14 protein-coding genes are annotated in these 16,155 nt (G+C 53.2%); all 14 read right to left on the bottom strand.

Features of this window, described 5'->3' with window-relative positions; all coding sequences use genetic code 11:
• Positions 1–59 precede the first annotated feature (59 nt).
• The gene (locus C4520_10085; protein RJP21353.1) at positions 60–338 is read right to left on the bottom strand and encodes a 30S ribosomal protein S16; all 279 of its coding nucleotides are present in this window, start codon (positions 336–338) and stop codon (positions 60–62) included.
• A gap of 80 nt (positions 339–418) precedes the next feature.
• Positions 419–1,744: a signal recognition particle protein gene (locus C4520_10090; protein ID RJP21354.1), complete on the bottom strand. Its 1,326-nt coding sequence runs from the start codon at positions 1,742–1,744 to the stop codon at positions 419–421.
• Positions 1,745–2,332: 588 nt separating this feature from the next.
• A complete protein-coding gene (gene nrdR, locus C4520_10095; protein ID RJP21355.1) occupies positions 2,333–2,794 on the bottom strand; it encodes a transcriptional repressor NrdR in 462 nt (153 codons plus the stop codon).
• 119 nt (positions 2,795–2,913) lie between these two features.
• The gene (rsmD, locus tag C4520_10100) at positions 2,914–3,465 is read right to left on the bottom strand and encodes a 16S rRNA (guanine(966)-N(2))-methyltransferase RsmD (protein RJP21356.1); all 552 of its coding nucleotides are present in this window, start codon (positions 3,463–3,465) and stop codon (positions 2,914–2,916) included.
• Positions 3,466–3,474: 9 nt separating this feature from the next.
• The gene (gene recG, locus C4520_10105; protein ID RJP21357.1) at positions 3,475–5,565 is read right to left on the bottom strand and encodes an ATP-dependent DNA helicase RecG; all 2,091 of its coding nucleotides are present in this window, start codon (positions 5,563–5,565) and stop codon (positions 3,475–3,477) included.
• The gene (locus tag C4520_10110; protein RJP21358.1) at positions 5,516–6,475 is read right to left on the bottom strand and encodes a class I SAM-dependent methyltransferase; all 960 of its coding nucleotides are present in this window, start codon (positions 6,473–6,475) and stop codon (positions 5,516–5,518) included. The genes recG and C4520_10110 overlap by 50 nt, the downstream gene beginning before the upstream one ends.
• 65 nt (positions 6,476–6,540) lie before the next feature.
• Positions 6,541–7,503, bottom strand: coding sequence for a hypothetical protein (locus C4520_10115; protein RJP21359.1), 963 nt, complete (start codon positions 7,501–7,503; stop codon positions 6,541–6,543).
• Between the two features lie 17 nt (positions 7,504–7,520).
• Positions 7,521–8,609, bottom strand: a complete 1,089-nt coding sequence (locus C4520_10120; protein RJP21360.1) for a hypothetical protein — start codon at positions 8,607–8,609, stop codon at positions 7,521–7,523.
• A 326-nt stretch (positions 8,610–8,935) separates the two neighbouring features.
• Positions 8,936–9,592: a lysine transporter LysE gene (locus C4520_10125; protein ID RJP21361.1), complete on the bottom strand. Its 657-nt coding sequence runs from the start codon at positions 9,590–9,592 to the stop codon at positions 8,936–8,938.
• A 66-nt stretch (positions 9,593–9,658) separates the two neighbouring features.
• The gene (gene fusA / locus C4520_10130) at positions 9,659–11,713 is read right to left on the bottom strand and encodes an elongation factor G (GenBank protein RJP21362.1); all 2,055 of its coding nucleotides are present in this window, start codon (positions 11,711–11,713) and stop codon (positions 9,659–9,661) included.
• A 20-nt stretch (positions 11,714–11,733) separates the two neighbouring features.
• Positions 11,734–12,273 carry an NUDIX hydrolase gene (locus C4520_10135; protein RJP21392.1) on the bottom strand — a complete coding sequence of 180 codons (540 nt, stop codon included), beginning with the start codon at positions 12,271–12,273 and terminating at the stop codon, positions 11,734–11,736.
• A gap of 124 nt (positions 12,274–12,397) precedes the next feature.
• Positions 12,398–12,919, bottom strand: coding sequence for a cysteine hydrolase (locus tag C4520_10140; GenBank protein RJP21363.1), 522 nt, complete (start codon positions 12,917–12,919; stop codon positions 12,398–12,400).
• Between the two features lie 57 nt (positions 12,920–12,976).
• A complete protein-coding gene (locus C4520_10145; GenBank protein RJP21364.1) occupies positions 12,977–13,324 on the bottom strand; it encodes a hypothetical protein in 348 nt (115 codons plus the stop codon).
• Between the two features lie 103 nt (positions 13,325–13,427).
• Entirely contained in the window at positions 13,428–16,013 is a 2,586-nt protein-coding gene (locus C4520_10150) for a helicase (protein RJP21365.1), read from the bottom strand.
• Positions 16,014–16,155: the final 142 nt, after the last annotated feature.

Below are 16,155 nucleotides of genomic sequence, written 5' to 3' on the forward strand. Positions count from 1 at the left end.
ACGTTGCTGCCCCTTGAGGGTCAGCCCGGCCCCGCAAATTGAACGTCAAACCTACGATTTCACTCTGCTTTCGTCGATTTTGGCGAGGAAACCTTGCTGAGGATACCTTGCTTCTTCAGCAGGCTATGCACCTTCTCCGAGGGAATTGCTCCCTTGTCAAGCCAGTAAAGAGCGCGTTCTTCATCAATCACCACTTTCGACGGCTCTTGCTGGGGATGATAGTATCCAATGTTTTCCAGAAATCGCCCGTCGCGCGGACTTCTCGAATCTGAAACAACCAGACGATACTGATCCACCTTTTTCCTTCCGACTCGCATCAGTCGGATCTTCACCGGCATCGTATTCCTCCCATTCTTGAAGACTTCAATTATTTTCTAGTTTAACAAAAAGAAAAACTTTGGTAAATAGCGCAGATCCACTAAATCTTAAAGTTCATACCCCCCATGCCCTTCAGCAGACCTGAACGGCGCACCTGTTTCATCATTTTCTGCATTTGCTGAAACTGTTTGAGCAGTCTGTTGACGTCCGCCACGCTGGTTCCGCTGCCCTTCGCGATCCTGCGCTTCCGGCTGCCGTCTATGATGCCCGGCAGTTGCCGTTCTTTTCTGGTCATCGAGTTGATCATGGCTTCAACCTTCACCAGGTCCTTTTCCTGCGGTTGCAACCCTTTGAACCGGGACATCCCGGGCATCATGGCCATAAGTTCGTCAAGCGGCCCCATCTTCTTTACCTGCTGGAGCTGCTGCTGGAAATCTTCAAAGGTGAACTGCGCTTTCAGAAGTTTTTCCTGCAGTTCCATCGCCCGTTTCTCGTCGATTGTTTCCTGCGCCTTCTCAACGAGCGACAAAACGTCCCCCATCCCCAGAATGCGGGAAGCGATTCTATCCGGATGAAAAACGTCGAACGCATCCAGTTTCTCGCCAAGGCCCGCGAATTTAATCGGCTTCCCGGTGACCGATCGAATGGAGAGTGCGGCCCCGCCACGTGCGTCTCCGTCCAACTTCGTCAGGATCACTCCCGAAATGCCGACCCTTACATGAAAATTCTCCGCCACATTGACCGCATCCTGCCCGGTCATCGCATCGGCCACCAGCAGGGTCTCAGTCGGTTGTACGACATCCCGGATTTGCTGCAACTCCTGAATTAATTCGTCATTAATATGGAGGCGTCCGGCTGTATCCAGAATAATTACATCACACCCCTGTTGCCGCGCATATTGAAGTGACGCTTTGCAGATTCTTACGGGATCCGTTGAGGCATCCTCGCTGTAAGCCGGCAATCCCACCTGCTCCGCTAATATTTCAAGCTGCCGGACTGCGGCGGGTCTGTAGACATCCGCTGCAACCAGCAAAGGACGATGGCCCCGGCTGCGCAGAAAGCGGGCGAGCTTCGCCGCTGTAGTCGTTTTGCCTGAACCCTGCAGCCCAATGAGCATTATGACGGTCGGTGGCGACGAGGAAAACTCAAGGGACTCGGCGGTTGTTCCCATTAGAGCAACCAACTCGTCGTGAACAACCTTGACTAGTTGCTGTCCAGGAGTGATGCTCTGAAGCACTTCCCGGCCGACCGCCTTCTCTTGAACCTGATTGATGAAATCTTTGACAACCCGATAATTAACGTCGGCCTCCAGCAACGCGAGGCGGACCTCCCGCAGTCCCTCTTTCATATTCTTCTCGGAAAGCTTCCCAAGTCCGCGGAGGTCCCGAAAAGTCTTCTGCAGTTTTTCGCTCAGGCTCTCAAACATTGATATAACTCACCCACTATAAAATAGCCGGGAAAAATTCCCGGCCTCAAATCAGTATAGTACAGAACTGCTTAAATGTCAATGAAGTTGATCCTCTATTGGAGGGATTTCAGGCGACGAAGGCGAGAAGCCGCTGCGGGGGAGATTTCTCTCCCCCGCAAAGAAAACTGAGAATGAAGTCCTGCTACTCTGCAGCGGCGACTACTGATTGTTGTCCGGAAATGAGCTGGCTGACATAACACTTGAGCGTGTTATCCCAGTGGATGATGTACCATAACCCAGTTTTCTGGTCATAGTAGCGCATGCTTTCTTTTTCCAAGCTCTTTACATCTCCTTTCCTGATGACAATCGATCCATTATAAAGCACTCAAGAGCTGAGGCCTTTGCCTGTCGAACAGGATACTGCGTCGCAAGAAGTAAAGCCGCTCGAATGAACCTAAAAAACGACCACGGAGAGGGCTGAAATGTAGATCTTCTCCCGTTTCCGCTGCTTCTCCCGGGATCGCAAAACCTGATTCAAATCTGATTGAAGTCCCACGAGAGATGCGTTTGCGATCCGCTCTGCCCTCCCCGTAGTCAATCCTCCCGTCATACCCTCTCCTGCCGGTAAAGTGTCTTCAGAACATCCATGAACTCGTCGATGTCCTTGAATTGACGGTAAACGGAGGCAAATCGGACATAGGCCACTTCGTCAAGATTGCGCAGCTCCTCCATCACCATTGCGCCTACTTTTTCCGAAGACACCTCTTTTTCCATTGAACTGTTAATGCTTTTTTCGATCCGGTCTACCAAATCCTCGATCTGCTCGATTCCGACCGGTCTTTTTTCACACGCTTTCAAAATACCGATAACGATTTTGCTACGGTCAAAAGGCTCGCGCCGGCCGTCCTTCTTTGCAACCATGAGCGGGATTTCTTCTATTCTCTCGTAGGTGGTGAATCGCTTCGTGCAGGAGAGACATTCGCGGCGGCGGCGGATAAGCTCGCCTTCTTTAATGGTACGCGAATCGACTACCTTATCCTCGGGGTGACCGCAATAGGGACATTTCATTCAAAAAAAACCCTCAAAAATTCAGGTGGGGTATCCGGTATTTGGTATCCGCGCGATTATACCACGCTACATATAGGGTGTCAAGCAAAATTTTTTTGAATCTTTGGCAAAAAACCCGATCACGAGCTTCTGTAATACGTGATCGCGGTCTGCCCATAATATCGCGTTTCCGCTGTAGTTATGCCAGCCAGAGAGTCGGGGGCGGTTGTTTTTTTGAAATGCTCTAAAACAAGGATTCCGCCCTGCGCCACGATTGGATTGGCGGCGAGTGTTGCGGCGACTCCAGTCAGGATGTCGCTTGCATACGGCGGATCTAAAAGGATCAAACGAAAGGTTTCCCCATGGCGGCTCAGCATTTTAACGGCGTCGCGGAAATCAGATCGGACGATCCGGCTTTTGTCCTGCATTCCTGCCCGTGCGATATTGTCAGCAATTACGCGAACAGCTGATCGATCTTTTTCGACGAAAACACAGAAGTCGGCGCCTCGACTGATAGCTTCGATTCCCAGAGCCCCGCTTCCGGCAAAGAGGTCCAGTACCCGGGTTCCTGATACCAGTCCGCCCAGTGTCTGAAAAACCGCCTCCCTTACCTTATCCGAAGTCGGCCTTGTTTCAAGGCCTCTGGGAGCTCTCAGCACAATACCTTTCATTTGGCCGCCGGTAATTCTCATGATTTTTCCCTACAGAGGAACCTTCTTCGATCGGCTGGTTAACATTGATTTAAGCACTTCGTTCTGGGGCAACTCAAGGAATGGGTCGGCTTCGAGAATAGCCATCATCTGCTGGCGCGCCTCCCGGAGCAGATCCATATCTCGCACGAGGTGTCCGACGCGAAGCCTTAACCTGCCGCTTTGAGCTGTGCCGAGAAACTCTCCGGGGCCTCGCATCTGGAGATCACGTTCGGCTATCTGAAACCCGTTGGTTGATGATTCCAGGAAATGAAGCCTCTGCCGCGCTTGCTCAGTTGCAGCATCGGCAATCAGGAAACAATAGGATTTATGCATTGAACGCCCAACCCGGCCGCGAAGCTGGTGTAATTGGGTAAGTCCAAACTTATCCGCCCCTTCAATAATTATTACAGAAGCATTTGGTATGTCCACGCCGACTTCAATGATGGTAGTAGTCACAAGAATCTGAATTTGACCGCTTCTGAATCGATCGAGAATTCTCATACGTTCCTCAAGATCCATTTTACCGTGCAGCGGCGCAAGAACATAATCTGGAAACGCTTTTGTATAGAGGGCAAGCGCTCCCTTAATGTTTGCCGCCTCCACGTCTACTCCCGAAGCCGCACCGATATGAGGACACACGACAAAGGCCTGCCTGCCTTCTTGTAGCTGTTTCTGAAGGAACTTGAGCATTGGTCGGCGGTTCTCTTCTGCAACGAGAACTGTCTTGACGAAGGATCTTCCCGCGGGAACCTCATCAAGCAGGATTGTTTCGAATTCCGAATACAATGTCAGGGCAAGTGTTCGAGGAATGGGTGTTGCAGTCATCACGATCAAATCCGGCGAGACCCCTTTATCCGCGAGGGCGATCCGCTGGTTTACGCCGAAACGGTGCTGCTCATCCACGATTGCCAGACCCAAATCAGCCAGGGGCACATTGTGGCCAATAAGGGCATGGGTGCCAATCACGAGGCAGGGCTTTCCGGACGAGATGAAAGCCACCGCCTCCTTCTTTTCAAGGGCCGGTCTTCCCGCTGAAAGGAGAAAGACAGGCACGTCGAATCCCTCAACCAAACGTTGCACCTGTGTGAAGTGCTGTTCGGCCAAAATCTCGGTGGGCGCCATAAGAGCTGCCTGCCGGGAATTCTCCACTGCTTTGAGCATCGCATATATCGCCACCGCCGTCTTCCCCGAACCCACATCCCCCTGGAGCAGGACATTCATCTGCCGGGAGGATTCCATCCTCCGGAATATTTTATCCACTGCGTCCGCCTGGGCGGCCGTCAGCGAAAAAGGGAGCCGGTCCTTAAGGAGCCCTGTCAGCAGAGGGCGTGCGCAGAAGGAAATTCCATGACTGGCGGCTTGATTGATTTTATATAGAAGGTTTACCTGCAGTGCGGCGAATTCCTCAAAAGCAATTCGTTTTCTCGCTTGCTTCAACTCGTCCTCATCATGGGGAAAATGAATGGAGCGAAATGCATCCTTCCTCGGCGGTAGAGATTGCCATTGAAGCAAGCCATGCGGCAGCGTCTCTGGAATGTCTTCAAGAAAATCGTCGAGGGCCGACCGAACCAGTCGCCGCAACGTCTTCTGACCAATCCCTTCGGTCAGCGGGTAAACCGGGATAATGCCGAGCGTGTGCAGGAAATCTCGTCCGCCGCCCTTCAGAATCTCGATATCGGGATTCTCGATCTGAATCTTGTTTCGGCAGCCAACCGTTCCGGAGAGAATCGCTTTGCTCCCCCTCAAAAGCTTCTTGAGCAGATACGGCTGATTGAACCAGACAGCCTTGATGCTGCCGGTGTCGTCGTGAACCGTGCATTCAATTATGTGTAGCCGCCGCGCCCGCAATGCACGCACTCTTCCTATCTCTCCAATGATTACGGCCGCGGATAATGTTTCCACTGACGAGATAGGAATGACGTTTCGTCGATCAAGGTACGATCGCGGAAAATGAGACAGGAGATCCTCTATGCTCCTTATTTCGAGTTTCGAAAGCAGGAAGGCTATTCTTGGACCGATTCCCCTGCACTCGCTGACGGGTGACGCGAGGCTACGAGCGGCGGGTCGGCGACGTATCGGTTTCCTGGTCGGGCTTGCCATTGTTTCCGGGCTCGGCTGTTTTCTTTCGTGCAATTACCAGCATGTCAATGAACTTGAACTTGATCACAGATCGCTCAAGACCCAGCGCCCGGACAACTCGCTGCGCTGCATTTGAAATTCGAACACTGTAGGGGGCCAGTTTCGTTGCCAGAAACGACATGCTGCACGGCCACACGCCCCGCCGGACATCAATCATTTGAAAGCCGGTTTGCGACAGAATAGTGTTTAAAGTATCCCTCGAAAAAAAGTAGTTGTGTTCGGCTGCCTTTTTGAAGCCGAACCAATGCGGTCCGAACACCCGCGCGATCAAGCTTCCTGCATCGGGCAACGTCAGAAACAGGTAGCCGTTTGGCTTGAGTATCCGATTCACCTCGGCCAATTCCGTCGCCGGACTAAACGAGTGCTCGAGCACGTCCCACATGGTGACGATTTCAAATGAGGACGGGGCAAATCCGGCGCCGGACACAGTGCCGGTATGAACCTGCGCCCGCGCCTGTGCCCGAGCGATATGTGCGGCATGCGCGGAAACCTCCACCCCCTGCACGCTCCATCCCCGGGAGGCGGCCAACTCAAGGAAATAGCCGTATGCACATCCCACATCCAGCAAAGAAGCAGGCGGTCGAATGAACCGCTGGATGAGGTCGAGGTGATCCGAGAAGACTTCGCGAAGTCCCGCTGCATGACCGGCATAATCATCATACCCCAGAACCGATGGATTGCTGCTGACGAAATAATCCTCCGAATAAATAGCTGATTGCTCACCGGCGGGCCGCCGCGGGTTCGTGTAGATCAGTCCACACCGCTGGCAACGCACGATTTGAAACTCGCCGACTCTGCAGTACAGCGTTTCGTTAGCGGCTCCACAAAGGTTGCATGGGACGTGTTCCAAAACGGAAACTCCTGCAAACACTGAAAAAACAAAGTCCGGAGAGCAATAGGCCTTCCGGACTCATCTCCTCTTGACTTGCCTGAACCTCAGGATGATGAAAGCGCCTCCAGGGCTGTTTCGTTCAGATTCTTTTGGATGGAGTAGTGGTATTGGGCTGCAGCTTCGGATCCTTCGTAAATCTCCTGGTTCAGCCGTTCTTTCAGCAGATTTGCCCGTGCTCGACTGCTTTCAATGAGATCGAGACTCTGCTGGGCCGATGTTATCAGATAGTTGTTGCGGGCTTCAACCTGTTTCACGGCTTTCTCAACATTGGCGAGCGCCCCTTTTTGGATAACCAATTCCCGCTTCGTCTTATCCAGTTGCAAAGCCACATTTTCAAGGCGCGTCTCGACTGAAGGACGGTCTGCGATTTTTCCTTCAATTTGGGATGTCTGATCCAGCAGGTCCGAGCGCTTCTTCAGTTCATCGCGTATCGCCGTTATGGCCTCAATATTGCCGACCGCGCGGTAACTCGCCAACTTGCTCTCGAATTGTGCGTTCTCAGCCTGTGTCGCGGCAAGTTGTTCCGCCGGAGTCGGTCCCTTTGACAGCATTTTCTGAGCTACTTGACCGACCGGCCGAACACCAAAGAAACCCGCAAGCAAACAGACAACGACTATCGCAGCCATTACCAGGAGGCTCTTGATCCCGCCTTTCTTGCTGGAAGGAACATATTCCTCGACATCGGGTGGCGGAGAAAGCGGTCCTTCAGGTTCAAAAGTCCCTTCCTCACCGCCGGCAGTGTCCCCAAGATCCAGCCCCATGCCCTGATCTTCATCAAGTCCGGCTCCGGCAGCCTCGATCCCGACATCTGTTCCGGCTGCCCCTCCTGAATCGGAGAAACCGCTGTCGCCGGATGCACCGGTTTCGAGGCTAATCGTATCGGCGTCAAAATCCTCCTCAAATCCGGTGTCAGCTCCGAAACTATCCTCTCCTAAATCTCCGGGAATTTCCTGCGAGACATCCGTCTGCTTCCGTTTTCTGAAAACGCCGAAGATCTTCTCGAACATAATTCCTCCAACTGGAATCAGCTTCCTAAGATGTTTGAATCAGATGCCACTGCGCCGGCTGATGGAGCGGGGGCCGTCTGGTCCGGATTCAAATGGGACAGATAGTCCTCGAGGTTTCGAAGTTCCTCCTGGAACTTTCGATGGTCTTCACCCTCCAGCTCAATGAGGAGGCGCTGAGCTATTTCCGCACGCCCCATTTCGTTTCGGAAACGGGCATATTCCTGTTCGGTTTGCTGTCGTAATGCTATGACTCGCAGCCTGGCATCTTCTATTCTGGATCTTACGCGGCTGATTTCGCCCCGCGTATCCCCCATTTCCGCCTCCAAATCGCTGATCTGTTTCAACAGCTCATCATAAGCGGCTTCTCGTTCTCTTGCTTCATTGTAACTCTGCTCCAATTCCTCCACCGGGCCCTGCGAATCTCTCGCCTGCGCGATCTGCTGCTGCAAATTCTTCACTTCGGCCGGACTCCCCATTTTCGTAAACTCATCGACTTCGGCTTTCAACTTTACATTTTTTCGCCTCTCATCAGCCAACTGAGTTTCGACATCAACCGTCGGCTGCTCCGCGCTGGAAAGACCAACCAGTTTCCCCACGTAAGGCCAACCAAAGAACTGGAAGACTCCTCCCACAATAAGCGCGATAATGCCGGCGGCAATGGTAATTATAAACCTCCGCTTCGGTGAGGCGGGCTTGGCCCCGGCGGCAAATTCTTCTAACGGGACCCCTTCTCCTTCCTCGCCGAATGTCGGCTGTTCGGGTTCTTGCGGCAGGCCTTCTTCATATCCTGTCGAGATTCTATCTCCTGAAACCTCATCGCTCAGCGTCCCTTCGTCGAAGTCGCTTGCGCCTGTGGAAAAATCCATTTCAGCCGAATCCAAGCCGGCGTCGGCGAAAGAGGCGTCCCTCTTTACTGAAACTTCGGAATCGACAGGCGCCGTACCAATCTTATCTATTGATTGTTCTAAATCGCTCAGGTCTCCAAAGCTGTCGCCGAGCCCGATGTCCTCGTCAAATCCCTTGGCGTCCATGATAGTTGTTTCGCCGCTCTGTTTTTTCTGACGCCTGGTGAATCGTTTAAAGAAGCCGGAAAATTTCTCGAACATGCTCCGTCCCCTTTTCAAAAATCACTGTATAGTTGGTCGATGCCTGCCTTTAGGGGGGATTATACAGCAAAAAGGATTGCTTGTCAAAAGGTTGCCGCCTCCCTGTTCCCGACGAAGGCCCTAACTCCGAGGTAAATCCTCGGCAAAACCTGACTCCGCTCCCTATTGGTTCTTTCACAATTCGACATGAGCACTATGAGCAAGCATTATGCCAACCAGAGCAAAGAAAAACAAAAACAACCTTGAGGGGAGAAAAAGACGGGCTAACACCCACCGGGGGAAAAAGTTATGTCGGCTTCGCAAGCGTCGGCTCGAAAGCCCCTGCATTAATGCAGAAGGAAGGCGCCTATTATTTTGCCTCCATATCCTATGAAATAAATCCCGAAAAGGAGCAAAAAGACTCCGCAAACCTGAATTGCCAGCTTATAGCCTCGTCCCGTCAGAAAGCGCCGGCCGGAACCGATTGCAAATCCGACGGATCCAAACCACAAGAAATCGGACAGAATGTGGCCGATGTAGAATGTGATGATTCCCGCGATTCCGGCCTCCCCGGCAGCCCATATCAAAAGCGCCGGGGCTACCAGGAACCACCATATGGACCAGTAGGGGTTGCTGATCGTAACAGCCGAACCGTTCAGGATAAGATTGTGGGGGGGCCGGGGGTTGTTTGAGGAAATCGCGCCTTCATCATAAGAAGGACTTCTGAGCGCGCCGACGCCCATCCAGATAAGGATTACGCCGCCAACAAGTCCGATAAAGCCGGACACGCTGCTATTGAAGACAAATCGATTAAGACCTGCGGCAAGTACGATAACGAGTGCAAGCTCGCAAAGCGCATGACCGGTTGAGAGCCATAAGGCCGACCACTTGCTGCGGCTGATCGATTCCTTCACTGTGACAGCAAGCAAAGGCCCCGGCATTACGGCCCCGGTGAACCCGATGCCGAGTGAGGTCAGGAAAATTATGAGGAGTTGATGAGCCATCCTCGATGACGAATAGGGCGGGAAGCTTCGAGCTTCCCGCTGGTTTTTCTCGAAGCCGATCAGCTTCTATTTTTCGGCTTCTTCCTTTTCCTTTTTCGCCTGATCAATAATACGTTGCGTTATATGGGCAGGCACTTCTTCATAGTGAGAGAACTTCATCGTATACGAGCCCCGCCCGCCGGTGATCGACCGAAGCTCGGTGGAAAAATTCAGGATTTCGGCCTCGGGAACTGTTACCCGGATGATCTGTCCGTGTGGAGTGGCTTCCATGCCGAGAACCCGGCCGCGCTTCGAGTTGAAAATGCCCGTGATGTCGCCCATGAACTCCTCGGGCACGAGCACTTCCACTTCCATGAGCGGCTCGAGCAACGCCATTTGCGTTTGTGAAGCCGCCTTTTGAACCGCCTGAGAACCCGCGATCTTAAAGGCCAATTCAGACGAATCAACCGAATGCATCATGCCGTCATATAGCCGCACCTTGACGTCTACAACCGGAAATCCGGCCATTATGCCCCGTTCCAGCGCCTCAACCACTCCCTTTTCAACGGCGGGCACGTAGTTCTTTGAGATTGATCCTCCAAAAATATCGTCCTCAAATTCAAAGCCTTCTCCGCGTTGCTTCGGAGTGAGTTCCAACTCGACTTCACCGAATTGACCGCGCCCCCCAGACTGCTTCTTGTGGCGATACCGTGCGGATGCCTTCCCTTTGATCGTTTCCTTGTAAGGAACACGAGGAAGCGAAGTTTCGGCCGAAACATTAAACTTGCTTTTCAGCCGGTCCATGATGACGTTCAAATGAAGGTCTCCCATACCCGCGATGATTTCTTCCTTGGTCTCCTGATTTCGATACACTTTGAAAGTCGGATCCTCATTGGCAATCCGGTTGAGAGCCTGCATGATCCTGTCTTCATCGGCACGGGACTGCGGCTTTACCGACAGGCGCACCATCGGTTCCGGGAAATCGATCGGATCGAAGAGAAGGAAGCGGTTGCTGTCGCACATGGTATCGCCCGCTTCCGTAACTTTCAATTTGGGAATGGCGGCGATTTCACCCGGGCCGACTGAATCAACGGATGTCTGTTCTTTTCCTTGCATGACGAACATGTTTCCGATGCGCTCCTGCACCTGCTTGTTCGCGTTATAAAAGCCGGTTTCGACGCGAACGGTGCCGGAGAACACCCGGAAGTAAGTCAATTGACCGATATACGGGTCGGTCATGGTCTTAAACACGCGAGCGGCCAACGGTGCGGACGGGTCCGGCTGAATCTCCTCGTACTCTTGTTTCTTGTTCTTCGCTTTCCTTCGAGGAACGTCAAGCGGCGAGGGGAGGCAATCCATCGCAAAATCAAGCAATTCCTTTACCCCGATACCCTTCTCGCCGGCTCCGCAGAGAACGGGAACAATAGCGCCCGAAGCGATGCCTTTTTTCAAGCCTGCTGCGGTCTCTTCCTCGGAGAGAGCGCCTTCCTCAAGATATTTTTCGGTAAGCGCGTCGTCCGTCTCGGCGGCGGCTTCAAGCAGTTTTTCCCGATATTCCGAAAATTTTCCCCGGATATCATCCGGCACCTGCGACTCATCCGCCGTCTTCCAGAGACTCACCACTGCCTTCAAGCCCGCCTCCTTGCCGATCGGTATCGTAAACGGAATACAGGCATCCCCCAAGCTCTCCCGAAGGGAAGCAAGAATCCTGTAGAAGTCGCTGTGCTCCTTGTCGAGCTTGTTCACGAAGATGGCGCGAGAGAGATGGTATTTATCGCAGTACCGCCAACTGGTGATCGTGCCCACTTCGATTCCTGCCGTCCCATCCACGAGCATGAGTGCGCTATCGAGTGCTGCCAGAGAGGCGGCCATTTCACCGACAAAATCCGCGTAACCCGGATTGTCGATGATGTAGATCCGGCCTTTTTGCCAGTCGGTATGCGTCAACTTCAAGGCAATGGTAAATTTCCTCGTCACTTCCTCATCGAGATAATCTCCAACCGTATTTCCGACATCAACGGACCCCATGCGGCTGGTTTTGCCTGTTTCATTCAGAATGCGCTCCACGAGGGAAGTCTTGCCTGTTCCCCCGTGGCCGACTAGGCCCACATTGCGGATATCCTTTACATCAAACTTAGCCATTTTCTCCTCCCTGTGTTGGCTTATGTAGTTTCTTGCAGTCTCTGTCGTATCTTCAAGAGGCCGATGATCGTCTTCGCGTCGACGATCTCGCCTGCGTCTATTTTCCGAAACGCCTCGGATAAAGCTACAGGATGCGCCTCGATTTGCTCGTCTTTATCAAGTTCCGCCTTCGCGGGCTCCAGGTTACGGGCCGCAAAGACATGAAGAAATTCGTTGCAGAAGCCGGGCGACGTATAAAAGGCGCACAAGCGCTCCATCTCGCGTGCGCGATAGCCCACTTCCTCGATGAGTTCTCTGTGGGCGCATTCTGTGGGATCTTCCCCCCGCTCCAGCGTGCCGGCCGGGATCTCCCAGAGAACTGCTCCCGCACAATAGCGAAATTGCCGGATCAGGATGACTTCGTGCGGCGAGAGCAATGGCACAACGGCTACTGCCCCCGGATGCCGAACAACCTCACGTTTCGCTCCGCTACCATCCGGATATTGTATGGTTTCGACTGAAAGATCGACCACCCTGCCGCAATATATTTTTTCCACATTTGTTATGACAAAATCTTTCACGAGCACTCTCTCGTAGCAACAAATCCCGCTTTTCTCGGAGCTGCCGGGAAATTCCGCATATTATAACATAGTGGGGGCTGCGATGACGGCAACGCCGGCGGAGAGGCTGAAGACAAGCGCGCGGTCAGACAATTTCAGTTCCGTATGTCTTCTCCATGCGCGTGAGGGCAAACCTGTGCATTTGCTGATCGAAGTCAGCGACTCCCTTCTTGGGGACCGTGACTGAATAACCCCTGTCCCGGAGACCACCGACCGTGTCCATCACGCAAATCGAGGTGCAAACGCCGGTGACGGTAACGTGTTTTACCTTATTTTCTTTAAGAACTCGTTCAAGCCTGGTGCCGTACAAACCGGAGAACCTCCGTTTCGGGACGACCTTGTCGCCGCGCTCTGGCTTCAATTCCGAAATAATCTGTGCGCCCGCAGAACCTTTTACCGCATGCTTCGGGAACAATTGGAATTCTTTATCATTCGGCGTGTGGTCATCAGTGAGATAGATAACCAGGTCGCCACGTCCCCTGGCTTCCCGTATTTTATCCCGAACGAAGGGCACAATCCGGTCGACTGTCGGCCCAACATATAACGCCCCTCTCTTATCAACAAAATCTTTCAACATATCGATGACTATCAATGCTCTTTTCGGCATCTTTTCCTACTCCCTAAGATATCCAAGGGGCGGCGGCCCAGGATCAACATTTTGCAGCTAATTATCATCGAGCCGCCGAAGAAAGTCATCAACGTCGAAGGGCGGAAATTCGTTTTCGCCGGCAGCTCTTTCGGGAGCCCCGAGTGGGCTCCGCAGAAACTTCTGCTGACAGGAGCGGCAGAGATCAAATGTAAAGTGTTTAAATACATCCTCTTCCAGCTCCTTCGGGTTCATCGCTTCCATCTTCTCGACCAGCCTTTGAATCTCCTCTTCATAATCTCGTTCGAGATCGGACGGCTCTATCTTCATTGTATCATACGCTGCAAAGATATTCATTTTGAGCACGTACCGCAGCTCGGTCAGTTCGATCCTGACGCCGCACATGTCACACACGTAATACTTCATGTGGACCTCTTTACTTGCACAAGATGAACCCAATCATTTAAATTTACCACAAAATTCAGGCTTTTTCAAAGTTTGGCCGCTTCCCGCTCTGAACTTTCCACCGTTAATCGCCCTTCTCCGTCTCTGCAACATCCGAGACGATTTGCTCTCGCCGCAACATGGTGAAGAGGGTTTGAAACTCCTCAAATACCTCATCGCAGGTTCCGCGCACCACGCGGCAAGGCGGAAGTGAATTCAAGAAAATTCGCCCGTAATATTTTGCGGCTACTCGCTTATCGAGAATGAGGACGGCGCCGTGGTCGGTGCGATTGCGGATCAGCCGGCCGAATCCCTGTTTGAATTTGATGACTGCCAGGGGGACTGAAAACTCGATGAACGGATTGCCTCCGCGCCGCTCGATATCTTCGGCGCGCGCCTGCACGATGGGGTCGTCGGGCACTCTGAATGGCAGCTTGGCAAGGACCACGCACTCAAGGGATTCGCCCTCCACGTCGACACCCTCCCAAAAGCTGAGCGTGGCGAAAAGAACCGATGTCGTGTCGCGCCGGAACCGCTCGAGCAATGCTGTCCGGTTATCGTCCCCCTGCCGGAGCGCATTGACGCCGAGTTCCTGCTCGAGCCTGGGCGCAAGCTCGCGGTAGGCCCATCCCAGCATCGAAAAAGAGGTGAATAGTAAAAAAGCGCGGCCCTGCGTGATGCTGAGGCAGCGAAAGATCGTTGACACCAGGACATCGCGAAATCCTGAATCGCCGGGATTGGGTACATCGGTGGGAATGCCCAGCACAGCCTGTTCGGCAAAATTGAAAGGCGAAGGCAGGCTAAGGAACCGAATCCTTTCTTCGTCAATCTTATCCAACCCGATGCGTGAAAAAAGAAAATCGAATCGACCCTCGACCGTCAATGTCGCCGACGTGAGCACAACCGTTGGAAAACATACATACACCTGCTCCGCGAGGGCGGGCCCCACGTCCAGCGGGACAGAATAAAGCCGGACGGCCGGATTTTTGGCGCGTACTTGGGCTTCAATCCATCGGACATGGTCGATACCCTCACCAAAGATGACATCCTCTACGGTGGAGGCGGCGGAGTCGATGCGGTTCGCGATCGCATTTATTTCGATCCGGTCATCCGAGAAATCGGTGTCGGAGCCTTTTTCCCGTTCGATTTCCTCGAGCTTTTTGAGCACCAGCGCCAGCCGCGATACGAATACGCGGAGCTCGCTCAGGAGCTTCTCGACCGCCGGCAGGCAGTCGTGTGACCAGCGCTCATTATCCCGGAGCGACGTCCCGATTCGCATCTTCAGCTCGCCGTCCGCCCGCTGAGTCAAGTTGTAATTATGAAGGAATTCGAGAAGAGTATCGAACGCGCCATTAATGTAATGCTCAAGATCGTTTTTCCGGGGAATGATTTCTTCCTGAATGTTGAGGATCAGATCCTCGACGCGCTCCTTTCCGGCTGGCGCACGCATCAGCTTTGCTCTGAGAGCGGAAATCAATCCGCCTTCCTGCCTGCGCGACTGCGCATGATGGATGCGCCCGAGCAGGCGGAGAAGGCCGAGGCGTGTTATGTGGGAGCCGAAGTATGAGGTCGCCGAATCCTCGATGTTGTGCGCCTCATCGAGAATCACGCGGCGGTATCCCGGCAGAATAGCCATATCCGAATAACTTTGGGTGGCATTGCGGACGGAAAGATCGGCAAACAGCAGATGATGATTGACCACCAGAAGGTCGGCACAAGCCGCTTCGCGGCGGGCGCGATTAACAAAGCAGTCGGCGAAATGGGCACAGTTGACCCGGGCGCACGAATCGCTCTCGGAATTCACCTTATCCCAGAGATCGGCCTTCGGGACAAAGTTGAGGTCCGACCGGCTGCCGTCGCGCGTCTGTTTCGACCATGCCAGAATATGCTGGAGCGTCTCGCGCTCATCCGCCGCCGCCAGCAGATCGAACTCGCGTTCGAGCATCGCCGCCTTGCGCAGACAGATGTAGTTACCCCGGCCCTTCACCAGAGCCGCCTTGCACTCGATATTGAGCGCCGACAAAAGCGCCGGGATGTCTTTCCTCATCAACTGCTCCTGCAAGTTGATCGTGTTGGTGGAAAGAACGACGCGTTCCTTGTTCCGAACAGCCCAACAGATTGCCGGAATAAGATACGCGAACGTTTTTCCCGTGCCCGTTCCCGCCTCGATCGCGGCGATCCCGTTCCGGTTGAATGCATCCGCGACCGCGCGCATCATCTCGATCTGCTGCTGCCGGTGCTCATAATTTTTCAGTTTGCGCGCGATCGGACCGCCCGGCCGGAGCATGTCGGCAAGAGAATCCTCTTGCAGTAACTCCAGCTTCTCGCGCGCAAACGCGGCGACTACTTCATATACCTTGGTAGCGGAATTATTGATGATATAAAAGCCGACACCGGCCTGGCCGAGATTGCTTGCAATCGAGATGTCGGCGGACGATGGCGTCAGCCCCCCGCCGGGATGGTTGTGAATAACCACGTCGCCAGGACGCGCATGCTGAGTGATTGCAGGAACCGCATCCTGATTCCCATGCGCAAGCGGAATGACTTTCACCACCATTCGCTTCTCATTGGTGGCGCCGATAAAGAACACTTCATTCCCGCCGGCGGATTCGATCTCGGTCCGGAGAGCTGTAATCGCGTTTTGCGCTATGAGCCTTTTAGCTGACAACATTTATCCATTTCTCCAAACTTTATTATACGCGCATACTCACAAGGGAGACAACAACGGCAGGACCGAAAGAAGAGAAGAGAAACCCTGGACCCGTCACGCTTGATCTTTATTTATTATCTGCATATAATTTTGAATCTGACCT

The organism is Candidatus Abyssobacteria bacterium SURF_5, from assembly GCA_003598085.1.
GTDB lineage: Bacteria > Abyssobacteria > SURF-5 > SURF-5 > SURF-5 > SURF-5.

Excerpts from the sequence above, each read along its gene's own strand:
- C4520_10085 (RJP21353.1), bottom strand. The coding sequence starts at position 338 with ATGCCGGTGAAGATCCGACTGATGCGAGTCGGAAGGAAAAAGGTGGAT.
- C4520_10090 (RJP21354.1), bottom strand. The coding sequence starts at position 1,744 with ATGTTTGAGAGCCTGAGCGAAAAACTGCAGAAGACTTTTCGGGACCTC.
- nrdR (RJP21355.1), bottom strand. The coding sequence starts at position 2,794 with ATGAAATGTCCCTATTGCGGTCACCCCGAGGATAAGGTAGTCGATTCG.
- rsmD (RJP21356.1), bottom strand. The coding sequence starts at position 3,465 with ATGAGAATTACCGGCGGCCAAATGAAAGGTATTGTGCTGAGAGCTCCC.
- recG (RJP21357.1), bottom strand. The coding sequence starts at position 5,565 with ATGGCAAGCCCGACCAGGAAACCGATACGTCGCCGACCCGCCGCTCGT.
- C4520_10115 (RJP21359.1), bottom strand. The coding sequence starts at position 7,503 with ATGTTCGAGAAGATCTTCGGCGTTTTCAGAAAACGGAAGCAGACGGAT.
- C4520_10120 (RJP21360.1), bottom strand. The coding sequence starts at position 8,609 with ATGTTCGAGAAATTTTCCGGCTTCTTTAAACGATTCACCAGGCGTCAG.
- C4520_10125 (RJP21361.1), bottom strand. The coding sequence starts at position 9,592 with ATGGCTCATCAACTCCTCATAATTTTCCTGACCTCACTCGGCATCGGG.
- fusA (RJP21362.1), bottom strand. The coding sequence starts at position 11,713 with ATGGCTAAGTTTGATGTAAAGGATATCCGCAATGTGGGCCTAGTCGGC.
- C4520_10140 (RJP21363.1), bottom strand. The coding sequence starts at position 12,919 with ATGCCGAAAAGAGCATTGATAGTCATCGATATGTTGAAAGATTTTGTT.
- C4520_10145 (RJP21364.1), bottom strand. The coding sequence starts at position 13,324 with ATGAAGTATTACGTGTGTGACATGTGCGGCGTCAGGATCGAACTGACC.
- C4520_10150 (RJP21365.1), bottom strand. The coding sequence starts at position 16,013 with ATGTTGTCAGCTAAAAGGCTCATAGCGCAAAACGCGATTACAGCTCTC.